This window comes from Pseudomonas sp. BIOMIG1BAC, assembly GCF_001705995.2.
GTDB classification, from domain to species: Bacteria; Pseudomonadota; Gammaproteobacteria; order Pseudomonadales; family Pseudomonadaceae; genus Aquipseudomonas; species Aquipseudomonas sessilinigenes.
Window position 1 is genome coordinate 4981005 of sequence record NZ_CP049045.1, and the last position, 20147, is coordinate 5001151.

Genomic DNA, 20147 nt, shown 5'->3' on the forward strand with positions numbered 1-20147 from the left:
CAGCCACGGGACAGGAGAGGCATTGCGCCCCTCCTGTGGTCATTGCCGTGTCGTCAGGTCAGTGGTGGTGCCAGCAGCGCCTGGGTGGCCTGGCGGTTCTGCGGCAGGTGTTCACGAGCGCCACCGGTGTCGGCGAAGGCCGCCATGGCCCCGCTGAGCTTGGCCAGGCTCGGACCTTCGGCATCGACCAGTGCCGCCAGGTCATTGCTCTCTGGCAAGGCTGGGCGCTCACGCGACGCCAGCTCGAACAACCCGCCCTTGCTCGATCCGGTCTGGGCGAAGCCCTGCAACAGCTGCTCGACGCTGATCACCGCCGAATCGCCCTGCAGCTCGATCTGCAAGTGGCCATGCGCCGCGGCCTGGCTGCCCAGCACCTGGCGCAGCACCAGGGCCGAGCCTGTGCCGGCATCGGTCAGCAGCACATCGTCGCCCTGGCGGCTGACCAGGATGTCCTTGGCATCGGCCACCGGCATGATCAGGCGATCCAGGGCCTGGCCAGGGTCATCGTTGTCGATCACCACGGTACGGTAGTGCGCCCAGGTCTGCGCACTCAGGCGATAGGTATCGTCAGCGCTGCCGCCGTGCAGCACGACACTGTCGATCCCGGCGATCAACGGCGGCACCAGTTCATCCTGGCGGCCGTCGACACCGCCGCCTTGCAGCAGCAGCGAAGAACCCACTCGCTGGACGTTGCCGTAGTGGCCAAGCTTCTGCGCGCCCTGCGGCTGGACCTGGTACAGCGCCTGCTCCGCCGGGCTGTAGACGTAGGCCGAGTTCGGCGATTCGGCCGCCACGCCGATAAAGCGCAGGTCGCTGGCCGCGGCGATACCGTTACTGGCGAACATCTGCGCACTGGCGACATCGAACCAGCCCTGGGTGCCGTCACCTTGCAAGGTCAACACGCCCTGGGCCCGCCAATGCCCTGCCACCTCGGCCAGCGCCTGGGGCAAATTGCCCAGCCGCTCGCGCTGCCAGGCCTTGTCCAGCGCCACCAACTGCACCTCGCCCGCATTATTGCGCAGCAGCACCTCGCCCTTGGCCGTGGTCAGCCGCAACCCGGCATCCACCTGCACCGCAGAACGCAGCGGCACGTCGGACAGCAGCGCCGTGGCCGCCGGCACCTGCGCCGAGGCCACGAGGACCTGGTCTGCGGCGAATGCCGTCGCCAGCGCCTCGGCGGACATCGGTGCCTGCAGGTAAAGCTTGCCGCTCTCAGGCTCGAACAACCGGGCGCTGGCACTGGCGTCGTCGAAGCCGAGGAACTGCAGGGATTTGCCGTGCAACGCAGGTGAGGCCACCACCACCTGGCCATTGTGATACCAGACCGGCAACGCCCCCTTGCCATCGGTGGTCTTGGCCCCGAACACCGCCAAGGTCGCACTGCTGCCGTTGACGCTGGCCAGGTCTTGCCACCAGGTTGCTCGCCCCTTGAGCCAATGCTCGTTGACCGCCTCATAGGCCAGCTGGCCCGAGGCCTCGATGCGCGCCACGCGCCCATCTTCGGTCACGGCCACCAGGTGCCCGTTGAGCTCCAGCACGTTGGCCAGGGCCGGCAGGGCCAGGCGCAAGGCGCTCGGCTGGCTGCCGTCGAGGACCTTCTGCCCCGCGCCCTCCTGGCGGAACACCACCTTCTGCTGCTGGCTGTAGAAGAAAAACACCTCCGGGCCTGCGGGCTGCAACATGCTGCCAGCGAATACCAGATCCGGTGGAATCGGCCAGGCGCTGCGGGGCTGGCCCTGGGCATCCGGTGCGGGTTGCTCACCCTCGGGCGGGGCCAGGTTGGGCTTGATCAGGGTGCCGTCGCTGGTGCGTACCCAGTAGCGGTGCGCCACCTTCGCGTCGTCCAGGCCAAACACCGTCACCAGGGCCGCGGCGCTGGGCTCCAGCATCGGCGCACCGAGGCTGTAGACCGGCGTGGCACGCTCGGTGGCCTGCTCCTGGTAGCCCTGGAGCAAGGTCTTGAGCGTATCGCCATGCTGCTGGCTACGGGCCGACAGTTGCAGCAAGGCGTCATCGCCTACCACGCCCACCAGTTCCATGCGATCGCCGAGGATGCGGAAGTTCAGCTCGGCCTCGCGCTCCTTGAGCTGGTAGCGCCGGGCCAGGTAGACCGCGTCGCCCTCTTGCCAGAATCGGCTAATGCGTCCGGCGCTCTGGTTGAACGAGGGCGCGAACTGCGCGTCCACCTTGCCGGTGGCGATCTCGACACGCCAGGCCGCGGCGTTCTCGGCATCGACGAAGTAGGCATGGTCGCCGACCACCGCCCCCAACTGGGCATTGCGAGCCTGCTCCACCTGGGTGTCGGTGAACAGCATGCGCTCCTTGGCGACGTCGTAGAACGCCCGGCCGACATTGCGCCCGCCATGGCTGTAGTTTTCCACCGTCACATACTGGCCATGCAACTGGTGAGCCTTGGCCAACTCGCTCAGGTGCTGTTCGATACGCTGGCCCGGCACCTGCCATTTGCTCGCGTCTTCTTCCACCACCTGGGTGCTCAGGCTCGTGAAATCGACTTCACGCACCTCGCCCTTGGCGTTGACCAGCAGCACCTGGCCGTTGTGCGTCGGATCGAGCTTGACCACCACGCCGCCAACTTTCAGCTGGTCCTTCGCCACGCTGATGGACTGGTCCGCCAGTTGGCTGGTGTCGATGATCCAGCGCGACGCAACCGTGCCGGCCTCGCTGGCGAGTTCGACCTGGGCGCCTTCGTTGAGCCCCACCAGATAGCGCCCGCCGGAGCCCTTGACCTGGTAGTTCAGGTAGCCATGCAACTCCTTGGGCAACTCGGGGACGATCAACTGCCGGTCGCTTGAGTCCAGCAGCACCTCGACCGGGGTCCAGACGTACTCCTGGCGAATCCGCCGGATGGTCTCCTCGCTGGGGAAGATGTAGAAGTCGTAGTCGAAGCGCCGGTCCTCCTCGAGCCTTCGGATCACGTCGAAACCGGTGTCATGCCGGGTGGTGGCCCCGGGCAGGATCATGTACTCGTAGCTGATGTAGGACTTGGGCGTGCCCGGCAGGATCAGCGCCCTGCTGTCGCCATGCTCCAGGGCCTTGGTGTCCTGGCCGTAGCCGATGCCGCTGCGCACCTCGATCGCCTGGTCACGGTCGTGGATCATCCGCGGGAAGTCCCCGGCCCAGAAGAAGTAGTTGATCGCCCCGGAACCGGTGGAGCCATGGTGGGTACGGTAGATGTACTGGCTGTCGAAACCGATCTGGTTGTTGCGCAGGTCCAGGCGCTTGACCACAGCTCCAGCCAGCGGCACCAGCACCTGCTTGTCCGCATCGTAGCGATAGCCGTTGCCCTTGTAGGCCTGGTCCAGCGCGTCGAAGTAGCGCCCGACCGCCTTGGCGTCCTCGGCCACCGCGCCGAAGGCCTGGGCCAGCGCCGTGAAGCCCACCGCCAGGCCGCCGAGGATCACCCCCGCGCCACCCAGGGCCGCGGCCGCCGTCGAGGCGCCCAGCAGCCCGGCGCCGACCCCGGCGGCGCCGGTGACGAAACTGGCCGAATCGAACGCCAGCTGGGTGCCGAATACCGCCTTCTGCACATCGTTTTCGGCGTGGGCCAGCTCATAGGCATCGAGGCCGACCATGGCCCCGCCGAACAGCAGGCCCGCCCCTTCGTTGACCGTGTGGCCCAGGGTCGAGGCGAAGTCTCTGAGCGAGGTCTGGGCGGCCATGGCTTCGCCACGCAGCGCGGTGCGCACCAGCTCGGTGACCTTGGCCACATCCTGCAAGGTGCCATGGCCGATCTGCGCCAGGCCCAGGTAGCTGTGGATCTTCAGCGCAGTGGCCAGGTCCGGTGCGAGCGTTCCCTGGGCGGCCTCCTGGCGGTTCTTGTCGGCGAACCACTGGATCAGGGTCTGCACCGCGAACCCGGCGTTCAGGCCATCCACCGCCGGTGCTTCGCCGACGCCGGCACGGGGGCGGATCTGCCCGTGTTCCAGGGTGAAGTGTTCGTTGAACACGCGCATGTGCTCATCGACGAACCGGCGAAATTCGACGAAGGTGCCGTCCTCGGTGGCCAGCCAGCGGGGCTCCAGTTGCGGTTGGTCGCGGTTGATGAACTGCACCCGATAGCCGCCCTCCTTCGGCTCCTCGAGGGTGCCGATGATCGGTATCCAGTGACCGTCCAGCTGGTGCTCGGCGGCCAGGCGGATGCTGGCGGCCTCGAAGCGCGCGCCCCACTGTTCGGCGTCGAAGGTGGTCAATGCCGCGCCCAGGCGCAGGTCCTCGCTGACCCGCTGCTGGGCGCCCACCGCCTGCTCGACCTGGCGGCGCTGGCCAATGACCCCGGCCAGCTCCTGGGGACGGGACAGATCGGCGACATCCAGGCCGTTGCCCACCGGCACCTGGGCCATCTTGGCGGTGTCGATCTGTACCAGGTTGAAGGCCGGCTGCGACTGGCTGCCGAACGATCCGTAGTACGCGGCCAGCTTGCGCGTCACCAGGTGCTGTTGCATGGCACTGGCCAGCGCCTGGGTGGAATCGAAGGCAAAGATGCCCACATTCGGGTCGTAGAAGTAATAGCGCTGGCCTTCGGCCCCTTGTGTGCTGCCTACCATCATCGAGTGGTTCTGGGTATTGAGGGCGAACATCGCCGTGCCCTTGCTGGCGGCCAGCCGCGCCACCACCTCGGACAGCTTGAGTTGCCCCACCTCGGTCGAAGCCTGCACCGCGTCGACATTGGAGTGCAGGCGGATCAGGCTGTTCTTGAGCAGGGTCGAACTGCCCGCCTCGGGGTCGGCGGAGGCCAGGAACAGCTTCTGCACCAGGCTGTTGACGCCGGCCTCGCCGCCACTGGCCAGGGCCACGGCCATCGCCCGCACCAGCGGGTAGCAGCGGCCACCGGAGCGGTCGCCCACCAACGACAGGTAGAAATCCTGGGGCGCCAGCTGGCCGAAGACGCTGCCGGCCTTGTGGAAGTCTTCACTGAACACTGCGGTCTGGCGCAGCACCTTGTCGATGTATTCGGCCTGTGCGGTCTCGCTGATGCGTGCGCTCAGGGCACCGCGCTGCTGGGGCGTGAGCGAACCGTCGAGGAACAATCGCTTCATCTCCAGGGACGACATCTTGTCGTCCACCCCGGGAATCTTGACCTGGCGAAAATCCCGCAGGCCGTCGTTGAACGCCGTGCCCCGCGCACCGCGCTGGTAGGCCTCGGCAATGGCATAACGCTCACCGATGCTGCTGGTGCGCTCCTCGCCTCCGCCCTGGATCGCACTATCGTCGGTGCGCACCACCGCGGCGCTGCCCTGGCTGGCCTTGATCTGCTGCCAGAGCCAGGTCTTCTCCACCGAGCCGGCTTCACGCAGGACCGGGTCGTACTGCGCCCGGTAGTAATCCTGGGTGAGGTTGAGCTGCTTGATCTGCTGGTCGATCAGGCCCTTGTCGCTGGCCGTGCGCCGCCGATCCTGGAGCTCGAAGCGCTGGTCGACCACCTGCTGGATATCGGCGTTGACCTTGGCCTGGACCTCCTCGCGCAGCCGGTTCCAGGCGGCGATCGCCGGATGATCGGGAGCGAAGTCCCCGCCGCTGTAGACGCCGTCGGCCACCCCGTCGCTCGCCACCCCGAACTGGGCCGCGACCTTCTTCAGGTTCTGGTGCACCTGCTCGCGGTAGGCGGCGAACTCGCTGTGGTTGCGCGCCTGCACCTGGGCATCGGCGGTCTGGATCGCCAGGGGCTCGGCGCCCGCACGCAACTTCGGCCAGACCGTGTGGCCCTCGCGCTGGTACTCCTGACGCTGGAACACCAACTGCCACTGGCCATCGAGGTACTGCATGTAGGCCGCGGCCAGGCCTTCGGCGGTGCCGGCGACCTGATAGTCCTTGTAGTCGACCGCCATCACCACGTTGTCGTACAGCAACGAGCTGTTGACCCGGCCATCGTGGTAGACCCTGAAGGTATCGGCATCCAGGCTGGTCACCACCAGCGAGCAACCGGACAAGGTGCCGGTGAACAGGAAGCTGCCTGCTGCCGCGTGCTTGGGAATGTCCACATAGGCCGGCGCGGCATTGGCCTGGTTCGGCCCGTTGTAGCCGAGGAAGTACGCCGGCACGCTGTCGCCGCCGGCGGCGATCTCGTTGCTGCCATGCTCGGTATATTCGAGCTCGTACAGGTTCGCCGCGACCTTGACCAGTTGCACGTCGCCCTGGGCCGGCAAGCGCCCCGCCTTGACCAGCGCCTCGGCACTGAGGGCGTGGGTCTTGGCGAACTGCACGGGGTCGGCGGCGAACTGCTGGATGTCGGCGCTGCCCTGGCGCGGTTCGAAACCGCTGCCCAGCGATTCCAGCCCGGCCTTGAGCTGCAAGTCCTTGGCAGCCTGCCCCAGCAACGAGGGCATCGGGCCGATGCTGGTAAAGCGCGGAGGGTGGAACTGTTCGCTGGCGGGCAGGCCTTCGTTGACGATGGGCAGCACGCGGGCCATGACCCCGTCGTACAACTCGCCCTGCAATGCCTGCTCGTGGCCTTCGGCGCGATAGCGGTCGAACATCTGCAACATGTCCTGGCCGATGCTGTCCGCGCCCTGGGGCTCGTAGCGGGCGGCGACATACAGGGTCTCGAAGAACGAGTGATAGCCGTTGCGGATCATGAAGGCCGCATTGGCCATCTGGAACTGCCAGTACTGCTTGACGCTCAACGCACTACCGAACAGCTCCGGCAAGGCATTGCTGACGGTCTGGGTGGTGCCGGAAATCCCGCCCACGAACGGCGTGTCCAGGTCGTTCATGTAGCGGGTGGCGACATTCTCCGGGTCAGGACGGAACTGGTTGTAGCTGCGGTACTTGTCGTCCTCCACCAGCCAGGTGGCAGCGGCCTGGGCCTGCTCCGAGTGGGTATTGAGGATCAGGTAGGGATCGGGCTGGTTCAGCCGGTTGTTGATCACCACCTTGTCGGCGCCACCGGGTGGGGCCAGTTGGGCATGGGCATTGATCGGTGCCGCAGCCTTGCCCAGGCTGTCGGCCAGCGGGCGCAGGGCATGGAACAACGCCTGCTTGCGCAGGCTGCGGCCCTGCTCGCTGGCCAGCAACTGCTCGACCGCCGGGCGTAGCGATGCATCGATGGGTTCCAGGATCGCCGGGCCGCGTAACAGCAGGTCCAGCACCTTGCCGTCCAGGGCACGCTGCACCGCCACGGCATCGAACAACTGTATTCGCGGATTACCCGGATGCTGCGCCGCGTTGGCCGCGGCCACCCGCTGGTTCTCGGTATCGACCGCACGCGCCTGCCAGGGCTCGTACAGCGGCGCCAGCAGCAACCTGGCCTGGGCGATGTCGCTTTGCACATAACCACCGTCCAGGGCCTTGGCCAATGCCGGATCGTCCGCCAGGCGGGCTGCCAGGTCGAACAGCAGTGCGTCGCCGTCGGCGCTGTGCCAGGCCGACGCGGCGAACGCCTGCTCCCAGAGCACCTTGTTCAGGTTGTTGCCCTTGATATCGCGCAGGCTGGCGCGGCTGTGTTCCGGCTTCAACACCCCGGCCGGGGTGATGTGGTTGCGTTCGAGCAAACGGCCCAGTTGCTGGACGAAAGTCGCGCGTTCGCTGCTGCCCTCGAACAGGCGGCTGGCCTTGATACCACCGTTGCGCAATTGCTCCAGCTTGTCGAAGAACGCCGCGTTGTATTGATACAGGGCATCGGTCTGCGCCTGGCTCAGGTGGCTGCTGCTGACCTTGTCGCCCTCGACGGTGATCAGGGCAAACGGCGTTGCCGCGCGGTAGCCACCGTCCTGGGGCATTTCCAGCAGGTACTGGCGCTCGGTGAAACCCACCGAGCGCTCCAGCTCATGGATGTTGACGAAAACGCCGTCACGATCGGGGTGGTAGCCGTGCTGGCGATAGTCTTCAAGGCCAATGGTCTGGAAGCTGGCGATATCCGCGTTCTGGTTGATCAGCTCGCTCAAGGCGCTCCCCAGCGGCACTTCGCGGCTGACGCTGGTGCCGGGCGACTGGCCGGAAACCTGGATACCGACCTGGTTCGGCACCTTGCGATCGACCCCGGTCAGCAACAGTTTGCGGCCGTTACCCAGCACCTGGGCCTTGAAACCTTCACGCAGGGAGCTCTCCGACACCAGGTGGTTGGCGAAGTACTGCTCGACGAAGGCGGTCTTGACCAGCACCGAGCGGATCGGCGCGTAGGTCGGCGAACGCCGGGACGGCGGCTCGCTCTTCAGGCGGTACTGCTGCTGCCAGGCCAGGGAGCGGGCCGCGGTGCCGAAGGAGAAGTTCAGCACGCCGTCGGTGGGCACCACCAGCTTGCCGTGGTCGAGGAAGAAATCCTTGAAGCGCCCGTCGGTGCTGGGATTGACCAGCGCCACGTTCATGCGGATGTAGCCGGGACGTTCCTCCATCAGCAGCAGCGAGAGGTTCACCGGCAGCTCGTCGGAGCTGCGCGGCGGCTTGGCCAGCGCCGCCAGGCTCGCGGCCTGTTGCGCGGGCGCGGCGTCGAGCAGGCTCGCGTAGCGGGCACTGACGTCCTTGTAGGCCTGCAACTCGGAAAACAGGGTGACGTAGGACTGGCTGAAGGTGGAGTCGGCTACCTGGATGGCCAGCTGCTGTTCCAGGCGTTTGATCCGCCCCTTGAGCTTGTCCTGCTTGGCCTGGGCGCTGGCCACCAGGCTCTTGTGCTCCAGGCGCTTGGCGCCCTCGGGGCTGAGCACGCCCAGGGCCTTGAGCCAGGTCCGCTCATAGTGGCTGGTGGCCGTCTGCTGGCGGCTGTAGAGCAGGATGTCGCGGTCCAGTTGCTGCTTGTAGGCGCTGGTCGCCGGGGTGTCGGCAATGGCGTTCATCTGCTCGCGTCGTTGTTGCAGGGTCTTGAGCTGGTCACCGATCGAGACCGGGTTGTCCTGCATCTGGTAGTGCTGGGCGGCCAGCACGCTGAGGGTGCTCTGCTGCATGTCCAGCAGGCGCTCGCCGACCTCGGCGATGTAGCTGGCGCGCTCGTCGGCGCTCATGTTGAACCATTCGGTCTGCCTGCCGGACGCCTTGATGTGCTGGTCGACCAGGCTGTTGAGCAGGCGCGTGAAGTCCTTGGACATAAAAGCCATTGCGGTGATCCTCTGTCTGTTTTACGGCGGCCCTTGGTGTCGCCAAGGGCCCTCTAGGGAGATGCGGGGTGGGGAGACATGGCTGGTTGGTGAGCCCTCCTGCCGTCGGTGGAATCAATCGTTCATCTGCAAGGCCCATTGCCGGGCGTACAGGCCGTCCAGGGCGAGCAGTTGTTCGTGGGTGCCCTGTTCGAGTACCCGCCCCTGGTCGATGACCAGGATGCGGTCGGCGTGGCGCAGGGTATTGAGGCGATGGGCCACGCTGATCACCGTGCGGCCGCGGGCGATGTCCCGCAGGTTGGCCATCACCGCGGCTTCCGACTCGTAGTCCAGGGCGCTGGTGGCCTCGTCCAGCAACAAGATCCCGGGGTTGCCCAACAAGGCCCGGGCCAGGGCGATGCGCTGGCGCTGGCCGCCGGATAACTGGCCGCCCCGCTCGCCGACCTGGGTCTCGTAGCCCTGGGCCAGGGCCTCGATGAAATCGGCCGCGCCCGCCAGGCTGGCGGCGTGCCGGACCTCGGCATCGCTGGCCTGGGGCCGGCACAGGCGGATGTTCTCGGCCACGCTGCCGGCGAACAGCACGCTTTCCTGGAGCACCACGCTCATGTTGCGACGCAGGGCCACCGGGTCGGCGATGGCCAGGTCGATGCCGTCCACCAGCACCTGGCCGTGCTGGGGCACGTAGAGCCGCTGCAACAGGCGGGTCAGGGTCGACTTGCCGGAACCCGAAGGCCCGGTGACGCCGACGAACTCCCCCGGGTGGATCTCCAGGTCGAGGTTGCGCAGGATCTCCTGGCCGTCTTCCTCATAGCGAAAGCGCACGCCCTGGAACTTCACCGCGCCCTGCAACGCCGGCACTGAGGCCAGGCCGCCGCTGCCGCTCTCGCATTCGGTGTCGAGGATGTCGCCCAGGCGTCGCAGGGAAATCAGCGTGTGCTGGAAGTCCTGCCAGACCTGGGCCAGGCGCAGGATCGGCTCCACCACATGCCCGGCCAGCATGTTGAAGGCCACCAGTTGCCCCGGGCTCAGCCGCCCGTCCAGCACCAGCATCACCCCCCACCACAGCAGCAGCGCGGAACACAGCTTCTGGATCAGGCCAATGCCCTGCCCGGCCCAGATACCGACGATGCGGGTGTGGAACGCCGCACGTACATAGGCCGCCAGTTGCCGTTGCCACTGTTGCTGGAAGCCGCTCTCGATAGCCCCGGTCTTGATGGTCTCGATGCCGGTCACGGCCTCGGTAAGAAATGCCGTGTTGGCCGCGTTCAACTCGTACTCCCGCAGGGCCCGGCTGCGCAACAAGGGCCCCACGCACAACCAGAACAGGAAATACAGGGCCAGGGAGCCCACCACCACCCAGGTCAGCAGCGGCGCATAGGCGTACATCACGGCGATGAACAGCCCGCAGAAGGCCAGGTCCAGCACCAGGGTCAGGGCAGAGCCGGTGAGGAACTGGCGGACCTGCTGCATCTCGCCGACCCGGGCGATGATCTCGCCGGTCTGCCGGCCCTGGAAGTATCCCAGTGGCAGCTGGATCAGGTGCTGGTACAGGCGCGCGGACAACTCGGCGTTGATCTTGCTCGCCACGTTGCTGAACAGCCAGGAACGCAGCAGGCCGAACAGCGGCTCGAACAGCGCCAGGGCCAGCATGGCGATGCCCAGCACTTGCAGGCTGGACATACCGCGGCTGACCAGGACCCGGTCGATGATGTTCTCGAACAGCAACGGCGTGACCAGCGCCACCAGTTGCAGCATCAGCGAGACCAGCAACACGCTGCGAAACTGCCGTGCGTGCTTGAGGATCGACGGCAGGAACCAGCCGACTCCGAAACCCTGGGTCCGGGGCTCGACATGCCGCTCGGCCAGCAGCAGTACCCGGCCATGCCAGAGCCCGGCAAGCTCCTCGCCGGACAGGCTCTGGCACTGCCCCTGCAACGGCCAGAACAGCCGCAGCCGGTCACCGTCCACCGCGTCCAGCACCGCCCAGCCCCGGGTAGTCTCCAGCAATGCCGGCAACGGCAGGTTGTGCAGGCGCCCCAGGTGGCTGTGCACCGCCCGTGCCCGCAGGCCGATCCAACCGGCGCAGCGTCGCAGGTCGAGGCTGTCGGCCAGGCCCTCGACCCGGCCCAGACGATGCTGCAATTGCGCCACGCTGATGCTCAGGTCGAATCGTCTGGCGGCCCAAGCCAGTGCATGCAGGCCAGTATCGAGCATCGTCGGCGCCTGTTCGACGGCGGGATTGAAGGCTGTGCTCATGCTCAACGCTCCCGCAACGCTTCGGACTGGTACTCGCGGATCGGCCCCAGCAGGTAGTTGATCACCCGCCGTTCACCGGTGCGGATCTCACCCGTGACGCTCATCCCGGCTTGCAGGGGCATGGGCTGCTGTCCCTCGGCCAGCGTCTCACGCGCCAGGCGGATACGAGTCGGAAACACCAGGCCCAGCTGTTCATCCTTGATGGCGTCGCCGGAAACATGCTCCACCGTGCCGCGCAGGGTGCCGTAGCGGGTGTAGGGAAAGGCGTCGACCTTGAGCTCCACCGGCTGGCCGGCCCTGACGAAACCGACGTCCTTGTTCAGCACCATGACCTCGGCATCCAGCTCGGCGCCTTCAGGCACTATCACCAAGAGTTGCTGCGCCGGCTGTACCGCGCCGCCCAGGGTGTGTACCGCCAGTTGCTGGACCACACCGTCCACCGGTGCCAGCAGGGTCTGCAGGCGCTGGCGGTCACGGCCACGGATCAACTGCTGCTCGAGCACGGCGACATCCTGGCGGCTGCGGTTGAGCAACTCGTGCTGCTCGCGCTGGGTCCGGGCCAGGAAGCTGTCGCGCTGTTCCCGGCGGTTCTGCGCCTGGGCCTTGAGCACCTGCAGCTCGGCATGCTGCTGGGCCAGGGAGCGCTCGACCTCCAGCTGTTCCTTTTCCTGTTCGAGCAACTCGACCCGGGGCATCAACTGTTCGGCGGCCATCGCCCGGCGCGCATCGAGGCGCCGGCGCACGTTGCCGGCCAGTTTGCCCAGGGCGGCGATCTCGCCGTTGCGGGCCCGTTGGCTGGCCTGGTTGATGGCGATCTCGGCATTGAGGCTGTCGAGGTTGGCGCGGATCTCCTTCCAGCTGCTGGCCAACTGTTGCCGCGCCGCCGCGACCTGCTCCGCGTCCAGGCCCGCAGGTGGCTGGTAGCTAGCCAGCGGGTCCTCGCTCAGCAAGGCGCGGGCCCGGGCCAGCTCCAGGCGCTTGAAGGCCAGTTGCGCACGCAACTCGCCGAGCTCGGCATCGATGCCGATGGGGTTGAGCGCCACGAGCACGTCGCCGGCCTTGACCCGTTGCCCATCGCGTACGTGGATCGCACGGACTTCGCCGGCTTCGTGGGCCTGGATCACCTTGGTGTAGCTGGAGACCATCAGGCGCCCGGCGGCACTGGCGTGGATGTCGAGGAAACCGAGGATGGCCCAACCCAGGGCCAGGGCGATGCTCAGGATCAGCAGCAGGGCCGTGCCTCGCGCCCAGGGTGCGGGTGGGCGCTCGACGATCTCCAGGTAACCGGGCTGGAATTCGTATTCGTCGCGGCTGCGTTGCACCAGGGCCGGGGCCGCGCGCAACAGTTGCCAGGCGCGCCGCCAGGCAGTCAGCAGGCCTTGCATCATTCGCCCTCCTTGCGCAGCGCCTGTTGCAGCGCCCACAAGCGCGCATAGCAACCACCGTTGGCGAGCAATTGCTGATGGCTGCCCGATTCGCTGATGCGCCCGTGTTCCAGGGCGATGATCCGCTGGCAATGACGTACCGCGGACAGCCGGTGGGCAATGATGATCACGGTGCGCCCCTTTGCGATGCGCGCCATGTTGTCCTGGATCAGCGCCTGGGATTCGTCGTCCAGGGCGCTGGTGGCCTCGTCGAAGATCAACAGCCGCGGGTCGCCCATCAGTGCCCGGGCGATGGCGATGCGTTGCCGCTGGCCGCCGGACAGCGAGCTGCCGGCCTCGGCCAGTACCGTGTCATAGCCCAGGGGCAGGCGCAGGATGAACTCATGGGCACCGGCCAGGCGCGCCGCCTCGATCACGCTCTCCAGGGACGCGGTTGGCTGGCGCAGGGCGATGTTGTGCCGCACGCTGCGGTTGAACAGGTAGTTTTCCTGCAGCACCACGCCGATCTGGCTGCGCAACCAGGCCGGCTGCAACTGCTGCAGCGGTACACCGTCGATCAGGATGCGCCCGGCGTCCGGGGTGTAGAGCTTTTGCAGCAGGCGGGTGAGCGTGCTCTTGCCAGAGCCGGACGGCCCCACGATACCCAGGGTCTGGCCGGCGGCGATGTGCAAGTCCAGGCCCCGCAGCACCAGCTCCAGTTCCGGGCGATAGCGGAACGCGAGGCGCTCGATCCTTACCTCGCCGCGCAAGGCCTGCGCCGGGCGTCGATCGCCCTCGGCCTGCTCCACCGGCAGGTTGAGCATGTCGCCCAGCTTGTCCACCGACACCCGGACGCGGACGAACTGCTGCCAGACCTCGATCAGCTTGGCCACTGGCTGGCTGACGTGGGACAGCATCATGTTGAAGGCGATCAATTGACCGATGGTCATCTGCAGGTCGATGACCTTGCTCGCTCCCCAGCAGATCACCGCCACCGCCGTGACCTTCTGCAACAACGTCACCACCTGGCTGATGGCGCTGCCCAGGGTCTGGCTGGCAAACCCGGCCTCGACCATCTGCGCCGTCTGCGCCTCCCAGCGCCTTTGCATGCGCGGCTCCACCGCCAGGCTCTTGATGGTCTCGCTGCTGCTCACGCTCTCGTTGAGAAAGGCGCTATTGCGCGCCGCGCTGTAGAACTGGTGCTCGATGCGCTTCTCCAGCGCGCCGGTGCTGGCCCAGGCCAGGAGTGCGTAGAGCGGCAGGGTCAGCAGCACCAGCAGGGTCAGCGGCCAGGAGATCCAGGCCATCACCGCGAAGAACACCAAGGTGAAGGCCACGTCCACGCACAGGGTCAGCAGGGAGCCGGTGAGGAATTCGCGAATGCTGTCCAGCTCCTGCACCCGCGTGATGATCGCGCCTACCTGGCGCTGCTTGAAGTACAGCAGGGGCAGCCCCAGCAGATGGCGGAACAGCTTGACCCCGAGGCCGATGTCGATGCGGTTGGCGGTGTGCGCCGAGAGGTATTCGCGCAGCCCCTTGAGCAGCACCTCGAACAGGCCGACCGCCACCAGGGTCATCACCAGCACATCGAGGGTCGACAGCGCCCGGTGCACCATGACCTTGTCCATGACCGCCTGGAAGAACAACGGAGTCGCCAGGGCCAGCACTTGCAAGACCAGGGAACACAACAACACTTCGCCGAGTATCCGCCGGTGGCGCAGCAGTTCCGGCACGAACCAGGACAGGTCGAAACGCAGGCTCCCCTGGCGCAAGCGAATCACCTCGCCGCTCCAGGCCTCGGCCAACTCTGCGCGCTCGAGCACTTGCGGGGTCGGGGCAGTCGGGCGTTGTACCAGGGCCTGGGCTTCGCTAAGCCGGGCCAGCAGGACAAAGGCGCCGCTGCGGTCGCGCCAGACCAGGGGCAGCATCTTCGGGGTCAGGCGCTTGAGTGCCAGGCGCTCCAGGCGCAGGTCGACGCCAGCCTCCCGAGCGTAGCCCTTGAGCGCCTGGCGCAGGTTGTGCCCGCCTGCCGCGGCGCTGGCTCGTGGCGCGCGCTCCTGGGTCAGTTGCAGCAGCAATTGGCAACAGGCCAGGGCGCACTGGATGGTGTCCGTGGCGTCGGCCTGCGCCATCGCAGGACGTTCACCAAGAAGTGGCGATGCAGGGGTTTGGGGATTGACTGGCATAGACCGCTCGTTTCAAGACCCCGGGCTACAAGAACACGGGGACAGGGAGATTCGAGGCCAGTCTGCGGCAGCTATCCGGGAATGATAATCAGCCGCACGATTGAAAGCTTTCAAGCAAAACTTAAGCAATCAAAGCCTGCTTTCGAGGGTCGAACAGGCGCGCGCAGCGGGGGCCAGGCATGGACCGGGCAAAAAAAAGCCGGACTCGCGTCCGGCTCTGTCACCTCATGGATCTGGCGGATCCTGCCGGTGCATCCGCACCCGGGTCACCCGCCGTTCCTCGACCGTCATCACCTGGAGGCTCCAGCCTTGCCACTCCAGGCAATCGCCCTTGACCGGCAAGCGGTCCAGCAGGCTCATGACCAGCCCGGCCAAGGTCTGGTAGTCCTCGGTCGGCTCGGCGGCGAAGCCGGTGCGCTGGCGGATCTGCGCCAGGTTCAAGGCACCGCTGACCAGGAACCCGCCCTGCTCCTCGACGATGTCCGGACCTTCGATTTCGCTGGCGTCAGGCAACTCGCCAGCGATGGACTCGAGGATGTCGGTCATGCTCAGGACACCGACGAAATCGCCGAATTCGTTGATCACGAAGGCGATGTGGGTCGAGGCCTTGCGCATCTGCTCCAGGGCATTGAGGATCGTGAAGCTGTCCAGCAGGTTGATCGTGGTCCGCGCCAGGTGCGCAAGGTTCGGCTGGTTGCCGGCCAGGTACTCCTTGAGCAGTTCCTTCTTGTGCACGAAGCCCAGCGGCTCCTCCACCGCACCGTCGCGAATCAGCGGCAGGCGTGAGTAGGACGAATGCATCAGTTTCTCGCGGATGCTTTCGGCGTCGTCGGCCAGGTCGATGTAGTCGACGTCGGCACGTACCGTCATCAGGCTGCGGATCGGGCGTTCGGCCAGTTGCAGCACGCCGCTGATCATCACCCGCTCGCGGCGGTCGAACAGCTCGTTGGGCGCCATCTCGTCGCCTTCCACCAGGTCGGCGATATCCTCGCCCACCTCCTCCGCTGCCAGCTTGCGCCCGCCCAGCAGGCGCATCACCGCGTGGGCCGTACGCTCGCGCATCGGCCGCAGGCCCTGCATGGACTTCTTGCGCCGGGCCCGGGCGATCTGGTTGAACAGCTCGATCAGGATCGAGAAGCCGATGGCCGCGTACAGGTAGCCCTTGGGAATGTGGAAGCCCAGGCCTTCGGCGGTCAGGCTGAAACCGATCATCATCAAGAAGCCCAGGCACAGCATGATCACCGTCGGGTGGCTGTTGACGAAGCGGGTCAGCGGCTTGCTGGCCACGATCATCACGCCGATGGACACCACCACCGCGATCATCATCACTGCCAGCTCGTCCACCATGCCCACGGCGGTGATCACCGCGTCCAGGGAGAACACCGCATCGAGCACCACGATCTGCGCCACGATGGGCCAGAACAGTGCGTAACCGGCGTTGCTGGCCCGCTGGCTGACATGGCCTTCCAGGCGCTCGTGCAACTCCATGGTGGCCTTGAACAACAGGAACACACCACCGAACAGCAGGATCAGGTCACGGCCCGAGAAGCTCTTGCCCCATACCTCGAACAACGGCTGGGTCAGGGTCACCATCCAGGAAATACTGGCCAGCAGGCCCAGGCGCATCAACAGCGCCAGGGACAGGCCGATGATCCGCGCCCGATCGCGCTGATGAGGCGGCAACTTGTCGGCCAGGATGGCGATGAACACCAGGTTGTCGATGCCCAGCACCAGTTCCAGGACGATCAGGGTCAAGAGGCCAAGCCAGGCCGTGGGGTCTGCGATCCATTCCATACGATTCAGGTTCCTCAGGCGGCCAGGCGCGACACGGCGCCAAGGCGCAAGGCCTCGGGGACGTTCTGGCAAGGGTGGGAAGCGGCGGATGCCGGGAAAACGTGGCTACTGGCATGGCAGCCTGGGCGCCTGCGCCTCAGGATGACGCAGTGGCGTGGGAAAGCAGGGGGTAAGGCGGAATGAGAGCGCCGATTGGGGGGCTCCGAGAGCGTGTTCATGCAAGTCCTGAGTGAAAAAACGGATTTGGAGATTACAAGGCATGGGCCTCGTAGCCCCAGCGGCAAATCATTACAAGATTTTATCCGCCTCCAAGGACGCTGAGTGTAGCCGCTACCGCAGGCTGCGCACGGCTCGGTACGAGCCGTGCGAATGGGGTGCGCAGTTGGCCTGATCTACGCACCCGTGTGCAGCCTCGCAAGCCCGGCAACGGCTACACGAGGATTTGCCGGGGCAGAGCGGTTGCCCCAGTGGCGGTCAGCGACGGTATTCGCGGCGCACTTGCTCGATATAGCGAGTCACCGCCGGGGCCTGCTCGAAACGCCGATGGACCAGCGACAACCAGGAAGAGGCCGAGCTACCCAGGATCGGTCGGTACAGGACATGGGGCAGGCTGACATGGCCCACCACCGACTCCGGCACCACGGCGACACCCTGCCCCAGGGATACCAGGGCCAGCACTGCCACCAGGCCACCGGGCTGTACACCGAGCTTGGGGGCATAGCCGCCCTCGGCCGCCACCTGCAGGGTGCCGTTGATCTGCTCCGGCAGGATGAAGGTTTCATTGAGCAGGTGCTCGCAGGCGATCTGCGGCAAGCGGCACAACCAGGACTCGGCCGGCAGTGCCAGGACAAACCCTTCGGCATCCAGGCGAATGGCCTCGACACCCTCCGGCAGGGTCATGGGCGCACGGATATAACCCACATCCAGGCGCCCGTCGGCGATCCGCGCCGGCAAGGTGGCCATGGGGCATTCGCGCACGTTCAGGCTGACATCCGGGCAATCGCGGGCGAACGCCTGGACCTGCTTCTGCAGCAATCCCGAGTACATCGCCGAGGCCACGTAACCCAGCTCGATATGGCCGATCTCGCCACGTCCGGCACGTTGTGCATTGCGCTGGGCGAACTCGAACTGACGCACCGTGGCCTCGGCCTCCAGGAGCAACGTGGCCCCGGCCTCGGTGAGGCTGACCTCACGCTGCTGGCGCACGAACAAACGGGTCCCCAGCGCCTTTTCCATGTCCTGGATCTGCCGGCTCAGGGTCGGCGGCGCGATGCCCAGTTGCTCGGCGGCACGGGTGAAATTGCGCTGGCGGGCCACCGCCAGGAAGTAGCGAAAGTGACGAATGTCCATAAATGCATTAGCTCAAAGGTAATGAACTAGCGGTCAGTGGCTAACGAACCACGCCAACGACCGGGATAAGCTCGACGGACCTCCACACTAGAGAGAGCGTGCCATGCGCGTCAAACCCCTGCTTCTGGCAATGATCACCTGCTGCAGCCTGCAAAACGCCGTGGCCGCACAGACCCAACCCATTGTTGCCCACAAGGCAATCCTTACGCTGGAGCGCGCCCAGAACCTGCTCAAGGCCGCCCAGGAAACTGCCCAGGCCAAAGGCTGGCCTTGTGCGGTGGTGATTGTCGACGACGGCGGCTGGCCGATTATCGGTGCGCGCATGGACGGCGCCCCGGTAGTCGCCGGCATCGAACTGGCCCAGGGCAAGGCCCGCACCTCGGCGCTGTTCCGCCGCCCCTCGGGCGACCTGGAGAACGCGATCAACGGCGGGCGCCCGGCGGCCCTCAGCGCAGGCCTGCTGATGATGAAGGGAGCCCAGCCGATCATCGTCGATGGCCAGGTCATCGGCGCCATCGGAGTCAGTGCCGATACTCCGGCCCATGACGATGAAATCGCCCTGGCGGCACTGGCTACTCTCAACCGCCAGAGCGCGCCATGAACCGCCCACTGAACCCGCGCCTGACCCTGCTGACGGCGTCCGGGGTGTGCTCGCTGATCGTCCTGGACACCAATATCGTCGCGGTGGCCCTGCCCAGCATCGCCCGGGACCTGGGGGCCGATTTCGTCGATATCGAATGGGTTGTCAGCGCCTACATGCTGGCCTTTGCCGCACTCCTGCTGCCCGCCGGCAGCCTGGCCGACCGCTTCGGCCGCAAACGCACCCTGCTCTGCGGCCTTGGCCTGTTCATCCTCGCCTCCCTGGGCTGCGGCGCCGCGCCCAACGCCCTGGTCCTGGACATCGCCCGGGCACTCAAGGGCGTCGGCGCAGCCCTGCTGCTGACTTCGGCCCTGGCCACCATCGGCCATACCTTTCACGACGAGATGGAGCGCGCCAAGGCCTGGGCCTTCTGGGGCGGCTGCATGGGCCTGGCGATGACCGCCGCGCCCACGGTCGGCGGATTGCTCACCGAGTACCTGGGTTGGCGTTGGATCTTCTACTTCAACCTGCCGGTGGGTGCACTGCTGCTATGGAGCGTGCTGCGTAACGTCGAGGAGTCCCGCGATACACGGGCCGCCCGCCTGGACCCCTGGGGTAGCCTGGCCTTCAGCGCCAGCCTGCTCTGCCTGATCTGGGGCCTGATCGACGCCAACCGCATCGGCTGGAGCCATCCGGTCACCGTTATCAGGCTACTGGCCGGCCTGGTGCTGCTGGGACTGTTCGTATTGGTCGAGCGCATGCAACAACGCCCCATGGTGGACCTGCAACTGTTTCGCCATCCGCGCTTCATCGGAGCCTTGCTGGGCATGTTCGCCTACGCCGGTTGCGCCCAGGTGATGATGACCCTGTTGCCTTTCTACCTGCAGAACGGCCTGGGCTTCTCGGCCATCGCTTCGGGGCTGGGCATGCTGCCTTTCGCCTTGACCATGCTGGTCTGCCCACGGATCGGCGCACGCCTGGCCGGACACTATCCGCCCGCCACCTTGATGGCCGCCGGGTTGACCCTGGTGGGCAGCGGCAACCTGCTCAGCGCCTGGGCGGTGCATGCCGGGGGCTACCTGAACTTCGCCCTGGCGATTGCCGTGACAGGTGCCGGTGCCGGCCTGCTCAACGGCGACACGCAGAAGAACATCATGGCCTGCGTGCCCCGGGAACGTACCGGCATGGCCTCGGGGATGAGCACCACCATGCGCTTCAGCGCCATCATGCTGGCCATCGGCGTGTTCGGTGCCGTGCTGGGCAATCAGACCCGACAGCTGTTGCAAGACAGCCTCAGCCAGGTACCTGGGCCCTGGCTGGCGAAAGCACCGGGTATCGCCTCACGGGTAGTGGCGGGCGACATGCAAGGTGCCCTGGCCAACCTCCCGGACAGCGCCAGGGCACTGCTCGAGCCCCTGGCCCTACAGGCCTTTGTCGGCGGATTCACGCGGGTATTGGCGGTGGCCGGCGGCCTGGCCCTGCTGGGGGCGTTGTGCGTGGGCCGGTTGATGCGCAACCCCTTGCCCCAGGTCCAGGGCGTGGCCTTGAAGTCCTCCTGAGCAACGCCTGGCAA

8 protein-coding genes are annotated in these 20147 nt (G+C 66.5%); 2 read left to right on the forward strand and 6 right to left on the reverse strand.

Annotation, left to right across the window (positions count from 1 at the left end; translation table 11 throughout):
• Positions 1-53: 53 nt before the first annotated feature.
• From ATY02_RS23175 to ATY02_RS23200, 6 genes are all read right to left on the reverse strand, one after another.
• Positions 54-9044: a TcdA/TcdB pore-forming domain-containing protein gene (locus ATY02_RS23175; RefSeq protein WP_068581291.1), complete on the reverse strand. Its 8991-nt coding sequence runs from the start codon at positions 9042-9044 to the stop codon at positions 54-56.
• Between the two features lie 114 nt (positions 9045-9158).
• Positions 9159-11300 (reverse strand): type I secretion system permease/ATPase, encoded by a 2142-nt coding sequence (locus ATY02_RS23180; RefSeq protein ID WP_068581294.1) that lies wholly within the window; start codon positions 11298-11300, stop codon positions 9159-9161.
• 2 nt (positions 11301-11302) lie between these two features.
• Complete coding sequence (locus tag ATY02_RS23185; RefSeq protein WP_068581298.1) at positions 11303-12688, reverse strand: HlyD family type I secretion periplasmic adaptor subunit; 1386 nt, start codon at positions 12686-12688, stop codon at positions 11303-11305.
• Positions 12685-14796: a type I secretion system permease/ATPase gene (locus ATY02_RS23190; RefSeq protein WP_068581301.1), complete on the reverse strand. Its 2112-nt coding sequence runs from the start codon at positions 14794-14796 to the stop codon at positions 12685-12687. Before ATY02_RS23190 ends, ATY02_RS23185 begins: the two co-directional genes overlap by 4 nt.
• A gap of 279 nt (positions 14797-15075) precedes the next feature.
• A complete protein-coding gene (locus ATY02_RS23195; RefSeq protein WP_068581305.1) occupies positions 15076-16644 on the reverse strand; it encodes a TerC family protein in 1569 nt (522 codons plus the stop codon).
• 474 nt (positions 16645-17118) lie between these two features.
• Positions 17119-17994, reverse strand: coding sequence for a LysR family transcriptional regulator (locus ATY02_RS23200; protein ID WP_068581307.1), 876 nt, complete (start codon positions 17992-17994; stop codon positions 17119-17121).
• Between the two features lie 103 nt (positions 17995-18097).
• Here ATY02_RS23200 and ATY02_RS23205 point away from each other — a divergent pair, with 103 nt between their 5' ends.
• Both ATY02_RS23205 and ATY02_RS23210 read left to right on the forward strand, forming a co-directional pair.
• Positions 18098-18595 (forward strand): GlcG/HbpS family heme-binding protein, encoded by a 498-nt coding sequence (locus tag ATY02_RS23205; RefSeq protein ID WP_068581310.1) that lies wholly within the window; start codon positions 18098-18100, stop codon positions 18593-18595.
• Complete coding sequence (locus tag ATY02_RS23210; RefSeq protein ID WP_068581313.1) at positions 18592-20133, forward strand: MFS transporter; 1542 nt, start codon at positions 18592-18594, stop codon at positions 20131-20133. Before ATY02_RS23205 ends, ATY02_RS23210 begins: the two co-directional genes overlap by 4 nt.
• The last annotated feature ends 14 nt before the right edge of the window (positions 20134-20147 follow it).